This window comes from Psychrobacter sp. H26, assembly GCF_059073035.1.
In genome coordinates this window covers 1618774-1640026 of sequence record NZ_JCACRW010000001.1, presented here as the reverse complement: position 1 = coordinate 1640026, position 21253 = coordinate 1618774, and the positions used below count along the sequence as shown (strand labels likewise).

The following is a 21253-nucleotide window of genomic DNA, read 5'->3' as shown; positions in this document are numbered from 1 at the left end:
GCTATCTATCACCGTTGGTTTTATTTTGAATAAAAAGGATATCACTCATGCACAATGCTTATAGTCGTAGTTTGTCCAACAACAAGCAGATGACCCAAAAAAGTGTGAATCGTTGCTTTAACGGTGAGCAGCATTATTATAGCCACGAGTCGACATCGACCAAAACGGCGATGACGTTTAGTATTTATCTACCTGATGAAGCATTGGCTGGGCGACGTTGCCCTGCCATACTGTACTTATCAGGACTGACGTGCAATGCTGATAACGTCACTCACAAAGCGCACTTTCAGCAGAAATGCAGTGAGCTTGGTATGATACTGATTGCACCCGACACCTCACCTCGCAGTAGTGACGACATTGAAGTGCCAAACGACGAGCGCTATTTTGTTGGGCAGGGCGCAAGCTACTATGTTGATGCGACCCAAGCGCCGTGGTCAGACAATTTCAATATGCAGAGCTACATTGTTGATGAGCTATATGACTTATTACGCTCAGAGTTCCCAATAGACAGCATTGGTGTCACAGGGCACTCTATGGGTGGTCATGGCGCGCTGCTATTAGGATTTAAGTATCCGAGCAAGTTTGTCAGTGTATCTGCCTTATCGCCAGTATGTGCCGCTAGCGAGTCTGCATGGGGACAGGCTGCTTATACAGAGTATTTTGGTGATGATAAGGCTCTATGGTCTCAAGCAGATGCAGCACAGATGATCGAAAAGGTCGGTCAGCAATATGCAAGTATTTTGGTTGACCAGGGCGCGGCTGATAATTTTTTAAAGGAAGGACAGCTGCAGACTTCCAAACTACAAGAGGCTTGTGCAAAAGCCAAACAGCCCTTAACATTGCGTTATCAGGCGGGGCATGACCACAGCTATTATTTTATTCAGACAGTGATCAATGATCATATCGAACATCATTGGCATATGGCGCAACTGAGCTAAAGTGCCATACCAACTAACGTGATACGTTTTTTGCTCTCTCATTTATGCTCAAAAGGTGATTTTTATGGCAAGTTATCAAGATTTGACAGCTTCCAATGGACAAGAAAAGTCAGTAGATACTGATGCTACAAAGGTAATAATGCAGGCCGATATGGATGCTGCCCTAAAACATAAACAGCGCAGTAATGATGATCAAGTGACTCAAGATAAGTCAGACGAGCTGATCGCAAAAACGCTCAATGATGCAGGCGATAGAGTACTTGATGAGACACAAATATCGCGTGTGATAGAGATGGCGTGGGAAGATAGAACACCATTCGGTGCGATAGAGCATAGCTACGGTCTCGATGAAACAGGCGTTATCAAGCTTATGCGTCAAGAGCTCAAGCCATCGTCTTTTCGTCTATGGCGTCAGCGAGTAAGTAATCGCGCTACCAAGCATGAGGCAAAGCGATCTTTTGACGTGGGCCGTGCCTATTGCAAGACACAATACAAGCCGCGCTGATTAACTGAATATGTGAAAGGTATAGAGTAACAACAAGCCCATTAATACGATTTTTTTAATTGATTTACATTTGATATAAACACAAATTAGGTAGCCCTACTATGATCAGTCCTGCTAAACCTTATCTTATTGCCCCATCGATACTCTCAGCTGACTTTGCACGTTTGGGTGAAGAGGTCGAGCGTGTATTAGAGTCGGGTGCCGATGTGATTCATTTTGATGTGATGGACAATCATTACGTACCCAACTTGACGTTTGGCAGCATGATTTGTAAAGCGCTACGAGACTATGGTGTGGAAGCGCCAATTGATGTGCATCTGATGGTCTCGCCTGTTGATAGCATGATTGAGCAGTTTTTGGAGGCAGGTGCTAGTATCATCACCTTTCATCCAGAAGCCAGCGCTCATATCGATCGATCGCTGCAACTGATCAAAGACGGCGGTGCTGAGTGTGGTCTGGTATTGAACCCAGCAACACCGCTACATTATCTTGATTATGTCATGGATAAAGTAGATCAGATTTTATTGATGAGCGTGAATCCTGGATATGGTGGACAGTCATTTATCGATAGCACCCTAGATAAGATACGTCAGGTACGTCAACGTATCATCACCAGTGGTCGCGATATCCGACTAGAAGTGGACGGCGGTATCAAAGCCAACAACATCCGTGCGGTTGCTGAAGCAGGTGCAGACATGTTTGTCGCGGGTTCTGCGATATTTAATCAGCCAGATTATAAAGAAGCGATTGATGCCATGCGCGCAGAGCTAGCACTGGCCAACGGCAACGAATAAAGTCAGTTAAGTAGCCTAAGATAGGCTGTATAATGGTAACGACAAACCATGCAAAGGTGAGATATGGACACGCAAAGACCCGTTAAGTCATCAACATCGCCTAATCCAGCAACAGGCAGTGAGCTGCCAGTTCAAAATGATCTTCCGAGACGTAGCTTAGTGCCAAAAGGCATTACCATTGGCTTGGCTACGTTTTCACTTGTCTTAAGTCTGGCAGGTTATGGTTTTCGTCTGATGATTGGTGATGATGTAGGTACAGTACTACGTCATGCTGCTGTGATTGTACCTACCTTTGTACTGGGCATACCGCTATTTTTTTGGGTTGGCTCGCGGGTATTGAACAAAGTCAAAGGTATGCATATTGAGACCAGAAACGCATTAACACTTGGCTGGTTGACGGCTTGTGTGTCGATGCTATGGTTGATGAGTACTTATAGCTGAACAGGCTACAGTAGCGATTGCCTCTAGATATTGCGTTACAAAACCCTTATAAGCTGTCTTTTATACTTTTTTAATTATTAAGCCATATTCTATAAGTGTGGCTGGAATTTTATATGCGAATCGTACCAGCCAGTATTGCTAATATTATCTATCCTAAAGACTTACCAAATGGATTGTTTACCAGCTTGATCCTAGCTTGCCTCTTGATGGGGCTAGCGTCATTGCGTAATGGAACAGATCTACAGGGCTGGCTAAATGTTATTGAAAACTGGCTACTTATGCTACTGATACTGCCCACCGCGACGGCCACCGTTGCACTACCTTTCAAATATCGTGATCCCACGCTTGAGCTCAAGCTCGTCTACTACTTAGGTATGTTTGTGGCTTTCTTATTTACGCTAGCAAAGCTGCGCTACTGGCGTTAACTGGGTGCAAGCCATTCCATATCAAAACGGTACTGATGTCAAAGACTTGTATGACAACCCTTGAATTTACCTACCAAAGCGTCCATTGTATAAGTAAGACAGATTTACCCGCGTTACTGTAAGAAAATAGATTTGCCGAGTACCATTTCTCAAGTGCTATGTCTATAGTGAGTAGCTTGTTTGCAATGAATAATTCGTTTGCAAGTTTTAATTTTTGCAAATCATAAGCGGGATAATAAGGAAGCAGTTAATGACATATGATATCGATAATGATATAGAAGTAGACAACGATGGTAGCGATCAATTTACAGGGTTTGCTAAGGAGACCACATTAGAGCTGGTGGAATCTGAAGATGGTAGATTGTTGTTACGTGATGCAGAACAAGACGAAGAACCATTAATGACTATTGATTTTTCTGATAAACTCAAAGAATTACTTGGTAGCGATACTCAGGCTGTTGGTCAGCATATGATTCATGCAGCGATTCAGGTGATTATGCAAAAGCAGATGAGTAAGTGGCATGCTCACGTGTATGATAAAGAACCAACACACTATAGCTGATCTTTAGTTATCTCTCGATACTGATTGAGGCTTTTAGATGTTATCAAATAATACATCAAGCAGCAGCCATAAAAAAAGGGTTTATCAATTGATAAACCCTTTTTTTGTTCAAATAATACCATTTATAAAATGGATATTATTTGATTTTAGCTTCTTTAAAGATCACGTGCTGGCGTACTTTTGGATCAAACTTTTTGATTTCCATTTTGCCAGGCATAGTGCGCTTGTTTTTGGTAGTGGTGTAGTAATAGCCAGTACCAGCGGTTGATACTAATTTAATTTTATCTCTCATGATAGCTTTCCTGTAAATGAGGGGTCTTCAAACGATAGGTACGTGTCGAAAAGGCAAGTCGCTAACTATAATGTAGCAAAATGGCAGTCAAGTGATGAGAGTCATCAATTAACTGCTATTTCTAACTTAAACTTTTTGACCTTGTGCGCGTAGATCCGCTAACACTTTATCGATACCAAGTTTGTCAATGATGCGCATACCTTTGGTAGACACACGTAGACGTACAAAGCGGTTTTCAGACTCTACCCAAAAACGATGGTTGTGAAGGTTTGGTAGAAAGCGACGACGGGTTTTGTTGTTTGCATGCGAAACATTATTACCCACCATAGGGCGCTTTCCAGTCACTTGGCAAACTCGAGACATGGCGAACTCCTAATCTATGAGGTATGAGTTTTTCTCATACCAGTCTGGGCAAGTTGCACGTTTTTGCGGCATGGACACAGCAAGCGGCAGCTTTGCACCAAACAAAACTATATGAAGGTTGAGCTGGTTTTGCTGTTATCTAAAGGCAAATAACAGGCTGACCAATTCAGAAAATTTTAAAGCCGACATTTATACCATAAAATAGATGAATACTCAAATATTTTTATGATAAACGTTGGTTTAAAGGATGGCTATTATACCCTGAAATGAGCGCGCTATGTTGTTGATTATCTAATAGCAAAGATTAATTTTTAGTTGTAAGTTATAACAAAAGTCAGTAAAGTTGCTGTTATATATTTAATACAATCTGTTAATACACTGGCATTACTGTAAAACCATGTATCATCAACAGTCTCTCTTGATTCTGTGTAATGATTTTTGCCTATTTGTTTGATAAATCACTGCTCATGCGGAGTTAAAACCATGTCATACCACTCGCTACCTACTTCTAAGCTATTTCAACTGACAGCGCTCACATTATCATTAGCCCTGGCAGGTTGTGGCGGCGGTGATGGCAATGATACGATTGCACCAACGCCTGATTTGGGTGTAGAACAGCCTGATGTAGATAATGGAGATGACGGTGGTACTGAAGAGCCAATAGGTGCTTTAAATATCAGTAGCAGTCAATTAGTCGATGTAGACGATAATACGATAACCTCTATCGGGCTAGAAGGTGCTTACTATGAAGTGGTAGTCACTGATGACAATGGTCAACCTCTTGCCAATACAAAAGTAACTTTCTCAATTGATGCACCAGGCGTTGATTTATCACAGACGACATCGGGTGCTACTTTGACCAACAGCGATGGCGAAGCCCGTATATTTTTGAAGCCTAATGCACCTGATGTATCTGGCGCTTACGTCATTACTGCAAATGCTAGTAATGATGACAATACCGCTATTAGCAATTTAACTTTTTTGGTACAAGCTACCAATGTTAATCTAAGTGCATTACAGATTACTGACTTACAGCTGACGGCAGGTGGACAGACGGCGGTATCTTTGAAAACCACTGATACAAGTGGTAATGCCATTAGTGGTGTACTGGTCAACCTAAATGCTGCTTGCGGTCAGCTACCTGAGCAAGTTACTTCCAATGAAAATGGTATGATTGATTTTGTGTACAAAGCCATTAACGTCGATAATACTTTGTGCAGTGGTGCTGTGCGAATATCAGCCAGTACTGGTAGCGTCACTCAGTCGGCTAGTGTTTCTATACAGGCTCCTGAAGCAACCTCTATTGTCTATACGGCCAATGATCTAACACTAGGCATACAAGGTAGTGGGTCTTCGGCAACAGGCGCAGTTGAGTTCACAGTATTTTCAAATACGACACCACTGGCTAATTCAGAAGTTATCTTATCGCTAGAAAAATCACCGTTAGGCTTAACGTTTGGTGTGTTAGGTAATAATCAACAGTTTAGAGCTAGAACTGATGAGAACGGTCAAGTCTCAGTCAACATCTACCCGGGTACAACACCAGGTCCAGTAGAAATAAAAGCCACCTTAGCCAGTGATACTCGCATCAATGCGTTATCGAAGGGTATTTCTATTGCCAGCTCTAGAGTGACTCAAGATGGTATTAGTTTATCGTTTGGCAAGAACGTATTAGATTGGAGCTTAGACGGTGACAGTACGCCAGTAGTAGCAAGACTGGTTGACCGCAACGGTAATGCCGTGCCAGATGGTACCGTAGTGAATTTCACCGCTGAGGGTGGCAAAGTGTCACCTGCGAGCTGTAACACTGCTGACGGAGAGTGTGAGGTCACATTTTCAACACAGAATCCGCGTCCTGGCGATGGTCGTGTGAGTCTATTAGCGGTAGCTGAAGGAGAGAAAGCTTACATCGATCAAAATGAAAATAATGCATGGGATGAAGGTGATATTTTTGTGCATAATATCGGTGATACCTTCCGTGATGATAACGAGAATGGTACTTTTGAAATCGGTGAGTTTACTTATCCGTTAACGACACAAGCCGATCAAACCTGTGAAAACAATGTTGGTCAGTTCATACAGTTAAAATTCCCGTCCTCTAGTGAGCAAGTGAAAGAAGCGTTCGAAAACAATTTTATTAACAACTTTGTGTCTCCAAACAAACCGATGACTTGTAATACAGAGCTTGATGCTATTGTTCGCTCTGAGCGTATTCAGTTACTATCAGATGGTAGCAACCCAACTTTCACATTGTTGTCTCCAAGTACTCAAATTATAACTGTAGCAAACAAGAGAGTGGTTATACGCATCAACAGCGGCGGTTTTTATGATTTAAATCCAATGCCATCTGGTACAACGATTTCTGGCTCTGTGGTTGACAAAACTGACGGAGAATTTAGTGGGAGTTGTGAAGTAGAGGTGATTGGAGGACCTGCAGAAGTGCCAGCAATAGTATCCCCTGGTAGTCCTGGAGATAATACAGGCACAATCAATACTTATGCCTTAAACCAATGTGAGGCTGGAGATTTCTTTAGAGTGTCTGTCACCAGCCCTAACAATGTTACGACTACAGTGACCTATACTATCGTCGAGTAAAATTACTAAAGTAATAAAATAAAACCCCCAACCCTACGTTGGGGGTTTTTGCTTTATTCTTCTAAACAATTAAATCATCCTAAATAACCAAAAACAACCAACTCGCTCAGCAAAATATCACAAAAAAGATTAAAATAACCGGTTTACTACGCTGACAGCCATTCTCAGCGATCAGTCATCATTTTTTATATTGAGCGTATTATGTCGGACAACACCAAAACAGTTTTACCATCACATACAACGAACATCGCTTCTCAGAGTAAGCAGATTCCTAGCGCTATCGATACAGCAACGCTACTCATCAAATGCAAAGATCAGGCGGGTATCGTCCAAGCAGTATCAGAATTTATTCATCGTTATGGTGCCAACATCATTACATTGGATCAGTATTCAACCGCACATGAAGGTGGTCAGTACTTTATGCGTTTGGAGTTCGCTTTAGCAGGCTTGAGCGATATCATCGATAATTTTGAAGCCAGCTTTGCCCATACTGTCGCCAAGCGCCACGATATGGATTGGCGTTTACATAACAATGCCACTAAAACCAAAGTCGGTATCTTGGTCTCAAAGTTCGATCATGCGTTGTTAGATTTGTTATGGCGACATCAGCGCGGCTTGCTGGACTGCGAGATCACTTGCGTAGTCAGCAATCATCCTGATTTACAGCAAGCGGTCGAAAACTTCAGCATCAGCTTTCATCATGTACCAGTGACCAAAGACAATAAGGTAGATGCAGAAGAGCAAATCCATAAGCTGATGGCAGGTAATGACTTATTAGTGCTGGCGCGTTATATGCAGATATTATCGTCAGATTTTGTCAAACGCTGGCCAATGCAAGTGATTAATATTCATCATTCGTTCTTACCTGCGTTTGTGGGTGCAGATCCTTACCGCCAAGCTTACGATAAAGGCGTCAAACTCATCGGTGCAACGGCGCATTATGTCACCGCAGAACTGGATCAAGGGCCGATCATTGAGCAAGACGTACACCGCGTGACGCATCGCCAAGGTGTGGTAGAGCTACGCGCTATTGGACGCGACATAGAGCGCAACGTATTGGCTCGCGCTGTCAATTGGCATGTGCAGAATCGTGTGATCGTGGCAGGCAACAAGACAGTGGTTTTTAACTAAAAATATCTAAATTAGCGATTAAAAGAGGCGGTCAGTCGCAACAATGACTGACCGCCTCTTTTATAACATGACATTTTATGTCAGTGTTATATCAGCATTTCCAAAACAAACTTGCTACCCACAAAGCCAATCGCTAACAGAATAAAAGCGTAAATGGTGATGTTGGCGGCACGTTTGCCTCGCCATCCTGCGCGCCAATTGCCAAACAGCAACGTACCAAATAATAACCATGACAGCAGGCTAAAGACAGTCTTGTGTACGATGTGCTGTGCCATCAAATCTTCTACGTATATAAATCCAATTCCTAGCGCAATACTGAGCAATACAAACCCGACCAAAAGCATATCGAACAATAAACTCTCCATGCTCTGCAATGAGGGCAGTTTATTGACCCAAAAGCGGTGAATAGTATGATGCTTGAGCTCGCGTATTTGCAGACGCAAAAATAGCGCTTGAACCGCAGCCATCAACAGCACACAATAGGCCGCTAATGACAACAGAATATGAATCTCAAGTCCGATGCTGACATCAGTTAATGGTTGGTAAGGCGCGCGGCCAACATAGCCGACAGTCATGCCTATGAGTGCTGTGGGTGCAGCCAAGATACCAAGACTAAGGATAGGTCGGTACAAACAGAACAGCAGATAAAAGAATAAAAAGAACAAACTAGTCAGGCTGATAATATTAAATAAATTAAAATTCAGACCATACAGGGTCACGACATACGGATAGAGCAATATTGCGTGTGCAGCCATGCCGACCAGTAATAGACCCAAACTGACGCTTTTATGGATAGGTTTGTCCTGAACCAGCGCCCAACCAATGTGAAGGCTGACTAAGACATAAGCCATGCTAGCAAGTAAAAATGCAAGGTGCACAGATAAAAAGCCTCGTCTTGAACTGAGCGTAAACTGACTGCTCAATGTATTGCTAAAGTGGTATTATCAGAATGATTAGAATAATCGTCCAATTTATCATAAAATGGGTGCCAGTTGAGCACCATCTTTCTTATTCCTGATACATCATCATATAAGACACCCTAAGCAAAGTATAGTCAATCCCCTATAAATCGGATACGGTGTCAGGCTCGCTTAGTCTACGACTTGTAGTACTTTCACTTGCTTTTCTTGTATCCAAATTATACTGAACTGACTATATAAACCAGTTACTTACAACTAATAAGAGTCGAGCCTTTTGCGAAACGACTATAATTTTTGCATCGTGTTGATGCTATAGTATTGATAATATGATTTTTATCTGATTTATTATGACAGAGTGTCCCAGTATTTTATAATCTATCCTAATAGTATTTACGAACCATTTGATTGGTTTGACTTAGCATTATTTTAATGACGTTTTATTTAATTGAAAACTATTTTAATTGAGAGTTACTTATGTTTGATACCTTAACAGAACGCTTGTCGTCGAGTCTACGTAATATCGTAGGCACGGGACAATTGACCGAAGACAATATAAAAGACACCCTACGTGAAGTACGCATGGCGCTGTTAGAAGCTGACGTGGCACTGCCTGTCACTCGTGATTTTGTAAAACGCGTCAAAGAGCAAGCACTAGGTGCTGAAGTGCTCAAAGAGCTAGCACCCGGTCAAGCCTTTGTCAAAATCGTACACGACGAGCTGACCGAAATGATGGGTAGTGCCAACCAGCAGCTAGAGATGACAGGTAAACCGCCTGTTGTTTATTTACTAGCAGGTTTGCAAGGTGCTGGTAAAACAACCACAGCTGGTAAATTGGCCAAGTATCTACAAGAACGCCAAAAGAAAAAAGTCATGCTGGTCTCTGCCGACGTTTATCGTCCAGCGGCGATCAAACAGCTTGAGCAAGTCGCCGGTCAAGTAAATGCTAAATTTGTGAACTCAAGCACGGATGAGAATCCAATCGATATCGCAAAGCGTGCGATTGAAGAAGCCAAGATCCAGTATCAAGATATCCTTATCATCGATACCGCAGGTCGTCTACATATCGACGATACTATGATGGATGAGATTAAGGCGCTAACTGCTGCGGTCAACCCATCTGAAACACTATTTGTCGTTGATGCAATGACGGGTCAAGATGCTGCCAATACTGCAAAAGCCTTCAACGACGCGTTGCCACTGACGGGTGTTATCTTAACCAAGACTGACGGCGATGCTCGTGGCGGTGCAGCGCTATCTGTACGTGCTATTACAGGTAAGCCAATCAAGTTCTTGGGTCGCGGTGAAAAACTAGATGAGCTAGAGCTGTTCCACCCTGAGCGTATTGCGCAGCGTATCCTTGGTATGGGTGATGTACTGAGTTTGGTCGAAGAAGTTGAGCAAAAAATTGACCGCGATAAAGCCGAAAAAATGGCGAAAAAGATGCAAAAGGGCGGTGATTTTGACCTTGAGGATCTATTGACCCAGTTCCAGCAAATGAAGAGCATGGGCGGCATGGCAGGCTTTTTAGATAAGATGCCTGGTATGGGTGGCTCAGACATGCAAAAAGCCGTCGAAGATGCCAAGCCAGAAGAGAAAGTTCGCGAGATGGAAGCATTGATCAATTCAATGACGCCATTTGAGCGCAAAAACCCTGACAAAATTAACCCAAGTCGTAAGCGTCGTATTGCTGCAGGTTCAGGTCGTGAAATCCAAGATGTCAACCGTTTGCTCAAGCAACATAAGCAAATGGCAAAAATGATGAAAATGATCTCAAAGCCTGAAGGTATCAGTAAAATGATGAAGTCTATGCAAGGGCTTATGGGTGGCGGCAACGCTGGCGGTGGCGGTGGTCCATTATTTGGCGGCGGTCAGCAAGGCGGCGCTAAAGACGTGAACCCAGAGCAGATGGCAAAACAGATGGGGCTTGACCCAAACAATATGCCGAGCACTGAAGAGATGCAAAAGCAAATGCAAGACATGCAAAACCAAGCGCCAAAAAAGTTCAAAACACGTTTCTAAATTAGCATTTTTTATTTTTAAGTCGCTTGTTCAAAAATCTAAAGCCTCAAAGCCAATTAAGCTTTGGGGCTTTTTCATTGCTAGCCTTAAATTATGACCAACGAATAATAACCGATGAATAAAATGTGGAAAACGTAGAAAGTAATAAAATTTGTGTGGCCTAAATGCTATGATAGGCGCTGTTTTACCCTGTCAGGAATTTTGCAGTACATTGATTAACAGTGTCGATTCATAATGGTTATTGTTACTCATCGAAATCTGACATGCCCTAGAATGCCAAAAGTATAAGCCGAGGTTGTGATGTTTTTAGCAATGGATACCGTGTTCGATCAGTGTTCGATCGCGATTTTAGATTCGAGTGGGCAGGTGCTGTCGAGCCATACCGAAACAGGTAAACGCCAGCAGACTCAGCAGATTTTACCGATGATTGATGCTGCACTATCTGAGGCGCAGCTAGGTCTTGCTGATATACAAGCATTGATATTCAATCGCGGTCCAGGGGCGTTCAGTGGTATCCGTATCAATACGGCAGTTGTGCAGGCACTATCGGTCGCACATGACTTGCCTTGTGTGGGCGTCTCTAGTCTACAAGCGATTGCACAATGTGCGTATCAGAAATACGGTCTAACACATATATACAGCGCCCTCGATGCGCGTATGCAGCAGGTCTATTTTGGACAGTATAAGTTAGCCGTAAATGAGCAGTCAGGTCAGGGCATCATGCAGCCAGTATTGGATGATAGTAGCGACAGTACAGAACAGCTATTAGATTATGATCGCCAAACCGCACTCAACCTGCCTATCGCGGGTAATGGTGCGACGCTATTAGCGCTATATGACCAGCAAGTTTGCCATGAAGATGTCTGGCCAGATGCGGTCATTATCGGACAGCTTGGTATAGCCCAGTTTGCAAAGTCTGGTGGTACTGAGGCTGCACAGGCTCTACCAAAATATCTACGTAATCAAGCTTGGAAAACACTAAAAGAGCAAGGTAAAGCATAGATCTTACTGTGGAAAAATATCAATTACTATAAGACCAACGTCAACATAGGACAGCCAATCGGTCTGTTCTTAGCTCAGCCTGTTTTTGGGCCCCTCTATTTTTAGGAAAGTCACCGTGGATATCATTTTATTAATTCAAGCTGTCATCATGGGTATCGTCGAGGGTATCACTGAGTTTTTACCCATCTCTAGCACGGGCTACTTGATTTTATCAGCAGATGTCATGGGGTTTTGGACCAAAGAAAAAGTTGATCTGTTTGTGGTCGTCGTACAGCTTGGCGCTATTTTGGCGGTGATATATGACTATTGGGGCAGACTGTGGCAAGCGCTAATGGGCCTCATAACAGGTAAAGCAGACGGCATGACCAATCCAAGACAGCTGGGACTGAGCCTGATCGTTGCGACCATCCCTGTCATGATAGTGGGCTTTACCTTTGCCGATGAAATCAAAGCGTATCTATTCAATCCTATTGTTGTGGCCATCATGCTTATAATCGGTGGTCTGTTGATATTTTACGTGGAAAAGCGTCCTAAAACGGTCATTGCAGAAGAAGCGGAAGATGTCAGCATAAAAACTGCGTTGATGATTGGTTTGTTCCAATGTTTAGCTCTTATACCAGGGACGTCGCGCTCAGGCGCTACGATTATTGGTGCGTTATGGCTTGGGGTTTCGCGCAAGGCTTCTGCAGAGTTTTCCTTCTTTTTGGGTATCCCTGTCATCGTCGGCGCGGCATTATTAGATTTGCTCAAGCATGGCGATGTTTTGAGTAATCGTGAAGACTGGTTGGTACTGGGTATCGGAACTATCGTATCATTCGTAGTAGCATTACTCTGTATTCGCTTACTGGTAGCATGGGTGAGCCGTCGTGATTTTACTATTTTTGCTTGGTTACGCATCATCACAGGTGTCATCGTATTGGTAGCGGCTTGGGGCTTTGGTTATCAAATGGCAGGCTAGAGGTGCATGACGGTGTCAGGCAGTACAGATAAAATCAGTAACAAAAAGGATAATGGTTATGACAGCTCTGCCTCAAACACACAGTAAAACGTATGCTGTGGTACATTGCCAACTGTTCTATGTCAATGATAGTCAGCAAGCACAAATTGAGCATCTGCTGTCATTAATAGACGAACACGAACTACCAATTGTCTTGGACACTCAACTCTCCACAGAGAAACTCACGCAAAAGCGTCGGCAGCAATTGAGCGAAACAACCTCTAAGTCTATGTTATTGCTCGATGAGAAAAACAAGCTGTCATGGCTCAGTGATGGGCTCAGTGTGGCACCTGAATGGGACAAGTTGCAGCGCCGCGTAGTCAGTGCTGGCCGGAAGTCTGAACTGCTATTACAAGCAGCAAAAATCACAGCAGACAGTCAGGTTATCGATGCAACGGCTGGCTTTGGTCATGATAGTTTGATATTGGGCAGTACGGGTGCACGCGTGACGATGCTCGAGCAGCAACCTTTGATGGCGCTACTTTTACTTGCAGAGCAGCAGCGTATGAGTGCGTCACCCAATTGGCAGAAGCTTATGGGGCGTCTACAAATTATTAATACCGATGCGCTCAGTTATTTTGTCAGACTGGATACTGAGTTGGCAGTAGATGATACGACTGCAATTGATGTGGTATACCTAGACCCTATGTTTCCAGAGGATAGCTATCAAGATACCAAAACAGGCAAAGGTGCAAAAGTAGGCAAGCACATGCAAGTGCTACATCGATTGGCTCATCCACCAACGCCCGATGAAGAGCGACAACTGCTAAATGGTGCGCAGACAGTGGTGAGTCGAAACTTGTCAGGGCAGGGTCGCGTAGTCGTAAAACGGCCTCAATTTGCACCATTGCTTGCTGAACAGCCTGCTAGTGAAAGTTGGCATAATGAAGCCGTACGCTTTGATGGGTATTTCGTTTAACCAAGACTTTATTCAATAGGCAATTTGCTGAATGACTTAACATCACCGCCTTTAATGTTACAGGGTTTAATATTAAAGCAGTAACCATCAAAGTACTTAGCATTCAAGTGCTTAGAATTAAAATACTTAGGATTACAGTACCTAAAAGCACTTAACATGAACATCAAAGCATTCGAAATAAAAATATCGTATCAATGAAGCATTATTACCATTCAAGCTTTAGTCGACGTAGACCAATCAAAGCGACAAGCATAGAGACCATCATACTATGACACAAACCAGCTCTTCCATGACGCTCAAGGACAAGCTTTACGCTTATATGCAGCTGACACGCTTTGATAAGCCAGTGGGTATTGAGCTATTGCTGTGGCCAACGTTATGGGGCGTGATGTTAGCAGCGATGGGGCAGGCGCAGCAGCAAGGAATGACAGCAGGCTTGCCAAGCCTCAAGATATTTACGATATTTGCGCTTGGGGCTATTTTTATGCGCGCCGCTGGCTGTGCGATTAATGATTTTGCTGATCGCAAAGTAGATGGTCATGTAACCCGTACTAAAGGTCGTCCATTAGCAGATGGACGCTTATCTGGTAAAGAAGCCATTGCTGCGTTTTTGGTATTGGTGTTGCTGAGCGCCAGTTTGCTATTTTTCTTACCGATTGCTGTATTTTATTGGTCGCTTGGCGCGGTCATATTGGCGTTCATTTATCCATTTATGAAGCGCTATACGTATTTGCCGCAGGTATTTTTGGCGGCGGCTTTTGGATGGGCAATACCAATGACTTATGTGGCAGTGCAAGGTGCTCCTGATATATGGTGTTGGTTGTTATTTTTAGCATATATGTGCTGGACAGTAGCGTATGACACGCAGTACGCCATGGCAGATCGCGAAGATGATCTTAAGATAGGAGTTAAATCAACAGCAATATTATTCGGTCGCTATGATGTGATTATCATCTCAATACTTCAAATGCTATTTTTACTCATTATGGGTACGGTGATGTGGCACTATTTTGCGCCAACCACGCTAGGTATTACGCCAATATTCGGATTGGCACTGGTGGCGATGATGTTTGCCAAACAGAATAGCGCGTGTGCCAGTCGTCATGTACAGGCTTGTTTTCAGGCATTCTTAGCCAATATTTGGGTAGGGCGCTATGTTTTTGCGCTTGTAGCAGTGACGTGTATATGGACGACGCTAAATGGATAAGTTCAATAAATTGCCGAGATTTAAAGCAAAAAAAACATCTGGGGCGAACAAGTCAGTCATAGATTATCAGGAAAAACTTGCTGAGCATGGACTGACGCGCGAGCAAGCGATTGCCACTGAGCGTAAATTAGCAAAGTTTGCCAATACTATGGATTCGCTAGTACGAGTGCCTTTTACTAAGCAGGGCATGGGTGCCGATGCGGCGCTCTCAACCATTCCTCTCGCAGGTGATTTGGCGGGGCTGGCATTGACCAGCTATGCTTTTATATTAGGTCGCCAGTTGGGTGTGCCTGCCCATAAAATGACGCCCGCTGTTAGATTGGCATTGATTGATATGGTCGTGGGTATCGTGCCAGGTATCGGTACGCTGCTAGATGTTTTTATTCGTCCTAGTCGCAAGACGCTGGGTATCGTGCACGAGCATTTACACCATGAGTATGGTATTACTGAAACCATGCATATGGATCGGCCTTTTTTGCATCAGTCACTAGAGGACAAACAGCATCATAGCCGCTTCGGCGCTTTTTGGCGTAATCCTATCGTGGCTTGGCTATACTTGCATATCCCTGATATGCTGGGGCTAATCGTGCTTGTATTTATCGGCTGGGGTGTATGGACGATAATAAGTTGGCTAGTCGGACTGTTTAGTTAAGCGGCTGGTCTTAGTTGATTGACTGTTTTTATTCAACTGACTGTTTTTACTAAACTGACTAAGCTCGGTTAACTATAATCACGTAATAGAAAATTGAGTCGTATCAATAAAGACTAATGAGCAGTTATGAATAAGTAACCATAGAAAAGGCGGCAACGATAGTAGCGTTTGCCGCCTTTTTTTTGGTTCAAAATAAAGGGTTGAACAAAAGAATCAAGCACTGAACAAAAGAGAGTATGAAGCGTTACTCAGTGATGACTTCGGCTTCAGCACTGATAGCATCAAAACTGGTCACGGTATCGTTTTGGATAAAATCAATGGTGCCACCACCTGCATGACTCACTAGTTGGATACTGCCGTCAGTTGAGCGATAAGTGGGATTATTCCCTTGACCTTCTGGCGCGCTGAGCGTGATTTTCGGTTGGTTAGGGCGGGTGACAATCGCGTTGAGTAGTCCTGCAGCTGAGGTCTCAAAGACGACCGATAAGCTATCGCCCGCGTCATTTTTATAACGGACATCGGTGATTTGTGCGCCTTTAATGGCTTGCTCTGGATTAGGTGCAGCAGCACTGTTCGTAGCAGGGGCGGTGCCTTCTAGGTTTTGTTCTAGTTCAGCCAAACTCATATCGCGCTCTGAATCAGTGTCAGTCTGTACTTGGTCTTGGGGTTTGTTCACGTTGTTATCGTCAGATTCATCTACATTGATATTTGTCGTGACAGGCGTGGTTTGTGTTGATGTCTCAGCCGCAGGCTCATTTGATGTATCAGGTTCTGGCGTTTCTTGGCAGGCAGTCAATAGCAGTACACTCAAAACAACAGCAGTGGTCTTAAAGTAGTTGGGTTTAGCGTTTGCAAAGCCTAGAGGTCTTAATATAAAAGCTATCATAGTCGGGTTTATCCGTTAGCGCGCGATGTCAATGAGGTAATATGCAAGCATTAACCTGCTATCTACTCACCGTATATTATTACGTATTGATGGTAATAACCAGCTTGCGCTGTCCGCCATATCCAGTCATGTTCCTATGCTCACATAGATAGATCCCTTGCCACATACCCAGTCCTAACCTACCGTCGATGAGCGGGATGGTCAAACTAACGCCCAGCATCATGCTTTTGAGATGAGCTGGTAGATCATCAGAGCCCTCCAAGGTGTGACGATACTGTGGCTGATTCTCCGGTGCAATTTTATTGAGCCACTCTTCAGTGTCTAATCTGACATCTGGATCAGCATTTTCATTGATAGTGAGACTGGCTGATGTGTGCGGTAGAAATAAATGAACCAGCCCTACCTTGGCAGTGCGAGGTATCAGCTGAGTAATTGCATCTTCGATAATAGGCGTGATGATATGAATGCCACGGGCATAGGCGGGTAGCGTGATGGTCGTTTGGTGATAGCTCATAGGATAGTGTCTCAGTGTTTGAACCAACGTTGAGTAAAGATACCACAAGACAGTATGAACCGTGAATAGTACGGTCTTTAAGTAGATATTATGTTAGGTTACCTCAAACGAGCGGTGTTTGTAAGCGTGTACGATTGGGAGATAGGCGTGCGAGCATCGCCTCAGATAGCGGTACAAATGATCCTAGCATCATATCTGCTAATGCTTCAGCGCATATAGGTGCTAATGCATAGCCTTTTGCGCCCATCGCGCTCATGGTCCAAATTCGCTGACTGTCTGCCAGCTGCCCTACGATTGGATGATAGTCAGGCGTCTGAGTGCGAATACCAGCACGTCCTTGCCACTTACTAGTATCTACTGGGACAATAGACGCCATCTCGGGAATAGCAGTGATCAGCTTGTCTCGGCTAATCTGATGCTCTTCATCTCTTACCTCAGTATTCGTATCGTTACGTATAAAGCTTGCACCTAGTAATAGATAGGGCTCGCCAGCGATGACAGTGTTCAGCTCACCATCGCCTAATTGTGCGTTAAATAGCGCACAGTAACCGCTATATTTCAGCGGTATTTTGGGCAGGTTTGCTACTTGCTCTACGGTAGGTATAAACCAAGACAGTTGCCCACGAATCTTACGGCAATCAAATATCCGCTCATCCAATTGATGACTCTCAAACGCCGCGCAAATGACGATATTATCAGCAGTGATAGTGTCATGATTTTTATCAATGCCTTCGATACGAACTTGCTGCTCAGTTTCGGTAATTTTATTCACTTCTAACTGCTGAAAGCGGATGAGTGGATGCGTCAGTATGATGTTCTTTAACGCTTGCGGGTTGACCAACCCAGATTCAGGCAAATATAGATTATCTAATAAGTTCTGATTTTTTAGCGTAGTAAGATCCTGCGCCTGTTTAGCGGGTAGGGTAGTTGCCATCTCATTAGGATAGTCTGCAATCTGCTCGGTACCGACATTAGACTTTATCAATAAATCGAGTGCACCAGTTGGTTCCAGTACTGGCGCTGTATCAATCTGCGAGGCTTTCTGGTTGAAGTCTCGATAGAGTCTATTGCTATACAGATAACCGATAGTGTGCAGGTGTTCATCGACGTGATGAATCGGTGTCATTTTGGGCGCAAGTAATGCGCGCGGACTGCCTGATGCCCCTGCCAGAGGTGCTGATCTATCTAATAAGGTGACAGTAATGCCGCGATTGGCAAGAGACCAAGCCGTGAGTAGCCCTGAGACACCAGCCCCAATGACGACGGTGTGATCGAATATAGTGCGGGTCGTTTTTTGATATTTATCGTCACGATCAATATCTTGATCAACATTAACATTGTCATGACTAGCATCAAAACCGTCTGCATCTATCATCACAGCCGTGAGCATCTCACGTTTTCGTCCAAAGCCTTTTACTTTTTTGATGTAAAAACCGTGTTCTTTCAGTCCGCGTTTGACGATGCCGGCACAGCTATAAGTGGCGGCAGTAGTGCGCGGGCCTGATAGACGCTGCATCTGTGTAAAGATACTGTCAGCCCACAAGGTGCTATTGCAAGAAGGCGCAAAGCCATCCAAAAACCAAGCATCGATATGAGGCACAGACGAATACTGATGACTGACTGCCAGCTTGTTAAGGCTATCCGCGGCATCCCCAAACCACATATCGACAGTTAAATTATCATAAGAAAAATTTAAGCGGTGACAACCTGCAATAAGTGGCGGGTATGCTGCCAAAAGCGGTTCAATAAATCTTGAGAGCTCAGGGGCACGCTGACGCCACAAAGCAAGTATATGAGTCAGATCTGCATGTGGTATAGGGAATTTTTCAGTGGTAATAAAGTGGAGACGCGCATCTGCTAGGTGTGAATGAGTATCGCGCAGCTGTCGCCATAACTGCCAAGTTGCCAGTAAGTTTAGCCCAGTACCAAATCCCAATTCCGCAATCGTAAAGCATTGTTTTGGTGCAAGGCGGGTCAAACGCTCTGACAACTGATTATGTGCCAAAAACACATGACGTGTCTCTGCTAGACCATCCGCATGCGAAAAATACACATCCCCAAACTCACCAGATACCGGTACCATATTGCCAGTATCATCCATCTGCCAATCAATCTTGGCAGGCGTGATAACGTTTGAGGACTTAGCATTTTGGTGGTTAGCGATAGACATGGGAGGTTCTTAGCTGCAGTGGTTATATAGTCAGGGTATTATTGGTGATAGAGCTGATATCTCAAAGTACAGTATGGCGTAGCAGAAAAAGATAATTAAAAGCTAAAGTCATGAAAGTCACGTATAGCAACTAGCTTATCAGCAGCAACTAGCCTACCAGCGCTCACGGCGCACAAATACCAACCACGAGATAAAAATACCGACCAACAAGCTGATCAATACCGTAAACGCACCATACAAAAACAGCTGACCTTTACTCTCGTACACTAAGACGTTCGCTTGGGTCTGTAAGTCGTTCACTTGACGCTGCAATTGCGCGTTACGGCTGAGTAACTCTTGATTGGCAGCTGACAGTGCTTTCGAGGACGGTTGCAGTTGTGCAGCCAACGTATCATTGATATCTAGCGCAGAGTTTTTGGTTACGCCAGTGCCCGCTGCAGGTTGGGTTGTCATCGGCGTCGCTCCTAGTTCCGTGACATTAGTTTCAGTCACTATTGGCGCGGCATGCGCTGAGGCAGCTGCCAATAGCAATAGGCTGGCCACGCTGTTTTTTGAGAATCGATTGTTCAAATAAGGGACTCTTCGACTCACGATGCAGCTACTTTGTCAGTTGGCGCTGGCAATGCTTGGATAAAAGGTTTGATATCCACATGGCTATATACGCCATCACGTAAGTAGGGCTCATCATTTGCCCATGCCTGCGCCGCTTCGATAGAGTCAAAATTAGCAATAATAAGGCTGCCTGACATGTCGTTTTTTCCATGTTCAATAGGCGTTGGACCTGCAATAACCAGTCGGTCTTCACGACTCAAAGCCTGCAACCGCTCAATATGCTCTGTGCGAGTAATCAGACGTTGCGCGCTGCTGTTGGCCACATCATGACCAATAATGACAAATAAAGACATGAGACTTCCTTAGTGAGTAATAGAGCATGATAATTAATGCAAAAGACATTTTACAACGCTAAAGGTCTTTTACTATTGATATTTAGCGGTAGCTTGATTGTCATCATAAGACAACCTGTGTTATTTGGTGGCTTTATCCGTCAATGCAGGGTTTAGGTGTTTTTTCAGTACAGCAAACTGAGCCACGACGAACACCAGCATGATTGGAATCCAGCCATAAGTTTTGAAGTTAATCCACGCTTCATCTGACATTGTGAACGCTGTGATATAATGTAATACAGCCATAAGCGCAAAAAACAATGCCCAAGCGACGGTCAGCTTTTTCCAACCGCTGAGTGTCAGGGTAAATACCTCTTTCATTGCAAGCTGCATCAAGGGCTTATTAATAGCAGCACTAACAAATAGCGTTAACGCAAAGATACCGTTGATAATGGGCGACTTCCAACGCAGATAGATGTCGTCACGCAGCAGCAACGTACCACCGCAAAATAAAATCGTTAATAATAGGACGACCCATTGCTGCTTATCAAATTTGCCTTTTTGGCGAATAAAGTGAATGGCATAAACGATGATAGTGGCGATGAGCAAAGCCCCTGCCGCCGCCAGAATACCACTGTAACGAGCAGCGATAAAAAAGGCAATCAAGGGGATAAAGTCTAATAATGCTTTCATAGCAAAGATGGTGTCCAACAAAAACGTATGGGGTAGTTTACACGTCTACCGCACCAAAAAAAAGCAATCAGCACGATAATACTGCGATATAAGCAACCTATCGAGTACCCCTTTCTTATGGTGGCTAGTGACTTGTGATTAGTACTTGCAGCTAGGAAATAAGCGACTGGGCAAATATAACGTCATAAGTTAGACATAACGATTAAATACGGCAATGATAACTCTCACGTTTAGCAGCTGTCCGAGGCGTTATTTGTAACAATAATAATTAGTGATAGCAGCATTGACGTTTGCTATTGAACTTACCTTGAACTTTATAGCATTCAAAAAAACATAGCACTCAA

Annotated in this window: 23 protein-coding genes; 14 read left to right on the top strand and 9 right to left on the bottom strand. The window is 43.9% G+C overall.

Annotated features, from left to right (window positions below):
• Nucleotides 1-47: 47 nt before the first annotated feature.
• From fghA to AC5JPT_RS06735, 6 genes are all read left to right on the top strand, one after another.
• Nucleotides 48-938, top strand: coding sequence for an S-formylglutathione hydrolase (gene fghA, locus AC5JPT_RS06760; RefSeq protein WP_493857566.1), 891 nt, complete (start codon nt 48-50; stop codon nt 936-938).
• 223 nt (nt 939-1161) lie between these two features.
• Nucleotides 1162-1443: a TIGR03643 family protein gene (locus AC5JPT_RS06755; protein WP_442967663.1), complete on the top strand. Its 282-nt coding sequence runs from the start codon at nt 1162-1164 to the stop codon at nt 1441-1443.
• A gap of 101 nt (nt 1444-1544) precedes the next feature.
• Complete coding sequence (rpe, locus tag AC5JPT_RS06750; RefSeq protein ID WP_493857565.1) at nt 1545-2237, top strand: ribulose-phosphate 3-epimerase; 693 nt, start codon at nt 1545-1547, stop codon at nt 2235-2237.
• Between the two features lie 63 nt (nt 2238-2300).
• Nucleotides 2301-2678: a hypothetical protein gene (locus AC5JPT_RS06745; RefSeq protein WP_493857564.1), complete on the top strand. Its 378-nt coding sequence runs from the start codon at nt 2301-2303 to the stop codon at nt 2676-2678.
• A gap of 113 nt (nt 2679-2791) precedes the next feature.
• On the top strand, nt 2792-3103 hold the full coding sequence (locus tag AC5JPT_RS06740; protein WP_493857563.1) for a hypothetical protein: 312 nt from the start codon (nt 2792-2794) through the stop codon (nt 3101-3103).
• Between the two features lie 250 nt (nt 3104-3353).
• Nucleotides 3354-3665, top strand: coding sequence for a hypothetical protein (locus AC5JPT_RS06735; protein WP_443525793.1), 312 nt, complete (start codon nt 3354-3356; stop codon nt 3663-3665).
• Nucleotides 3666-3801: 136 nt separating this feature from the next.
• Here the strand turns inward: AC5JPT_RS06735 and rpmG are convergent, their stop codons facing one another.
• Both rpmG and rpmB read right to left on the bottom strand, forming a co-directional pair.
• Complete coding sequence (gene rpmG / locus AC5JPT_RS06730) at nt 3802-3957, bottom strand: 50S ribosomal protein L33 (protein ID WP_010201403.1); 156 nt, start codon at nt 3955-3957, stop codon at nt 3802-3804.
• A 126-nt stretch (nt 3958-4083) separates the two neighbouring features.
• Nucleotides 4084-4320: a 50S ribosomal protein L28 gene (rpmB, locus tag AC5JPT_RS06725; RefSeq protein ID WP_057761372.1), complete on the bottom strand. Its 237-nt coding sequence runs from the start codon at nt 4318-4320 to the stop codon at nt 4084-4086.
• 483 nt (nt 4321-4803) lie between these two features.
• On the opposite strand from rpmB, the gene AC5JPT_RS06720 reads away from it, so the two are divergent.
• On the top strand, nt 4804-6915 hold the full coding sequence (locus AC5JPT_RS06720) for an Ig-like domain-containing protein (RefSeq protein WP_493857562.1): 2112 nt from the start codon (nt 4804-4806) through the stop codon (nt 6913-6915).
• A 201-nt stretch (nt 6916-7116) separates the two neighbouring features.
• Nucleotides 7117-8046 carry a formyltetrahydrofolate deformylase gene (gene purU, locus AC5JPT_RS06715; RefSeq protein WP_493857561.1) on the top strand — a complete coding sequence of 310 codons (930 nt, stop codon included), beginning with the start codon at nt 7117-7119 and terminating at the stop codon, nt 8044-8046.
• A gap of 86 nt (nt 8047-8132) precedes the next feature.
• Here purU and AC5JPT_RS06710 read toward each other — a convergent pair whose 3' ends face one another.
• Nucleotides 8133-8924: a cytochrome C assembly family protein gene (locus AC5JPT_RS06710; protein ID WP_493857560.1), complete on the bottom strand. Its 792-nt coding sequence runs from the start codon at nt 8922-8924 to the stop codon at nt 8133-8135.
• A 516-nt stretch (nt 8925-9440) separates the two neighbouring features.
• Here AC5JPT_RS06710 and ffh point away from each other — a divergent pair.
• The 6 genes from ffh (at nt 9441) to AC5JPT_RS06680 (ending at nt 15762) form a co-directional block, all read left to right on the top strand.
• Nucleotides 9441-10985, top strand: a complete 1545-nt coding sequence (gene ffh / locus AC5JPT_RS06705) for a signal recognition particle protein (protein WP_493857559.1) — start codon at nt 9441-9443, stop codon at nt 10983-10985.
• A 300-nt stretch (nt 10986-11285) separates the two neighbouring features.
• Complete coding sequence (gene tsaB / locus AC5JPT_RS06700; RefSeq protein ID WP_493858443.1) at nt 11286-11987, top strand: tRNA (adenosine(37)-N6)-threonylcarbamoyltransferase complex dimerization subunit type 1 TsaB; 702 nt, start codon at nt 11286-11288, stop codon at nt 11985-11987.
• 115 nt (nt 11988-12102) lie between these two features.
• A complete protein-coding gene (locus AC5JPT_RS06695; protein WP_493857558.1) occupies nt 12103-12945 on the top strand; it encodes an undecaprenyl-diphosphate phosphatase in 843 nt (280 codons plus the stop codon).
• A gap of 58 nt (nt 12946-13003) precedes the next feature.
• A complete protein-coding gene (locus AC5JPT_RS06690) occupies nt 13004-13903 on the top strand; it encodes a class I SAM-dependent methyltransferase (protein WP_493857557.1) in 900 nt (299 codons plus the stop codon).
• Between the two features lie 289 nt (nt 13904-14192).
• A complete protein-coding gene (ubiA, locus tag AC5JPT_RS06685; protein ID WP_493858442.1) occupies nt 14193-15110 on the top strand; it encodes a 4-hydroxybenzoate octaprenyltransferase in 918 nt (305 codons plus the stop codon).
• Nucleotides 15103-15762, top strand: coding sequence for a DUF4112 domain-containing protein (locus AC5JPT_RS06680; RefSeq protein ID WP_493857556.1), 660 nt, complete (start codon nt 15103-15105; stop codon nt 15760-15762). The genes ubiA and AC5JPT_RS06680 overlap by 8 nt, the downstream gene beginning before the upstream one ends.
• A 244-nt stretch (nt 15763-16006) precedes the next feature.
• Here the strand turns inward: AC5JPT_RS06680 and AC5JPT_RS06675 are convergent, their stop codons facing one another.
• The 6 genes from AC5JPT_RS06675 to ispZ all read right to left on the bottom strand — a co-directional run bounded on the left by AC5JPT_RS06675 (nt 16007) and on the right by ispZ (nt 20909).
• Nucleotides 16007-16648 carry a hypothetical protein gene (locus AC5JPT_RS06675; protein ID WP_493857555.1) on the bottom strand — a complete coding sequence of 214 codons (642 nt, stop codon included), beginning with the start codon at nt 16646-16648 and terminating at the stop codon, nt 16007-16009.
• Nucleotides 16649-16727: 79 nt separating this feature from the next.
• Nucleotides 16728-17162: a secondary thiamine-phosphate synthase enzyme YjbQ gene (locus tag AC5JPT_RS06670; RefSeq protein ID WP_443525808.1), complete on the bottom strand. Its 435-nt coding sequence runs from the start codon at nt 17160-17162 to the stop codon at nt 16728-16730.
• A gap of 103 nt (nt 17163-17265) precedes the next feature.
• A complete protein-coding gene (mnmC1, locus tag AC5JPT_RS06665) occupies nt 17266-19332 on the bottom strand; it encodes an FAD-dependent 5-carboxymethylaminomethyl-2-thiouridine(34) oxidoreductase MnmC1 (protein ID WP_493857554.1) in 2067 nt (688 codons plus the stop codon).
• Between the two features lie 153 nt (nt 19333-19485).
• Nucleotides 19486-19923, bottom strand: a complete 438-nt coding sequence (locus tag AC5JPT_RS06660) for an SH3 domain-containing protein (protein ID WP_493857553.1) — start codon at nt 19921-19923, stop codon at nt 19486-19488.
• Entirely contained in the window at nt 19920-20237 is a 318-nt protein-coding gene (locus tag AC5JPT_RS06655; RefSeq protein WP_493844390.1) for a YciI family protein, read from the bottom strand. Before AC5JPT_RS06655 ends, AC5JPT_RS06660 begins: the two co-directional genes overlap by 4 nt.
• Nucleotides 20238-20357: 120 nt before the next feature.
• A complete protein-coding gene (gene ispZ, locus AC5JPT_RS06650) occupies nt 20358-20909 on the bottom strand; it encodes a septation protein IspZ (RefSeq protein WP_319051461.1) in 552 nt (183 codons plus the stop codon).
• Nucleotides 20910-21253 lie beyond the last annotated feature (344 nt).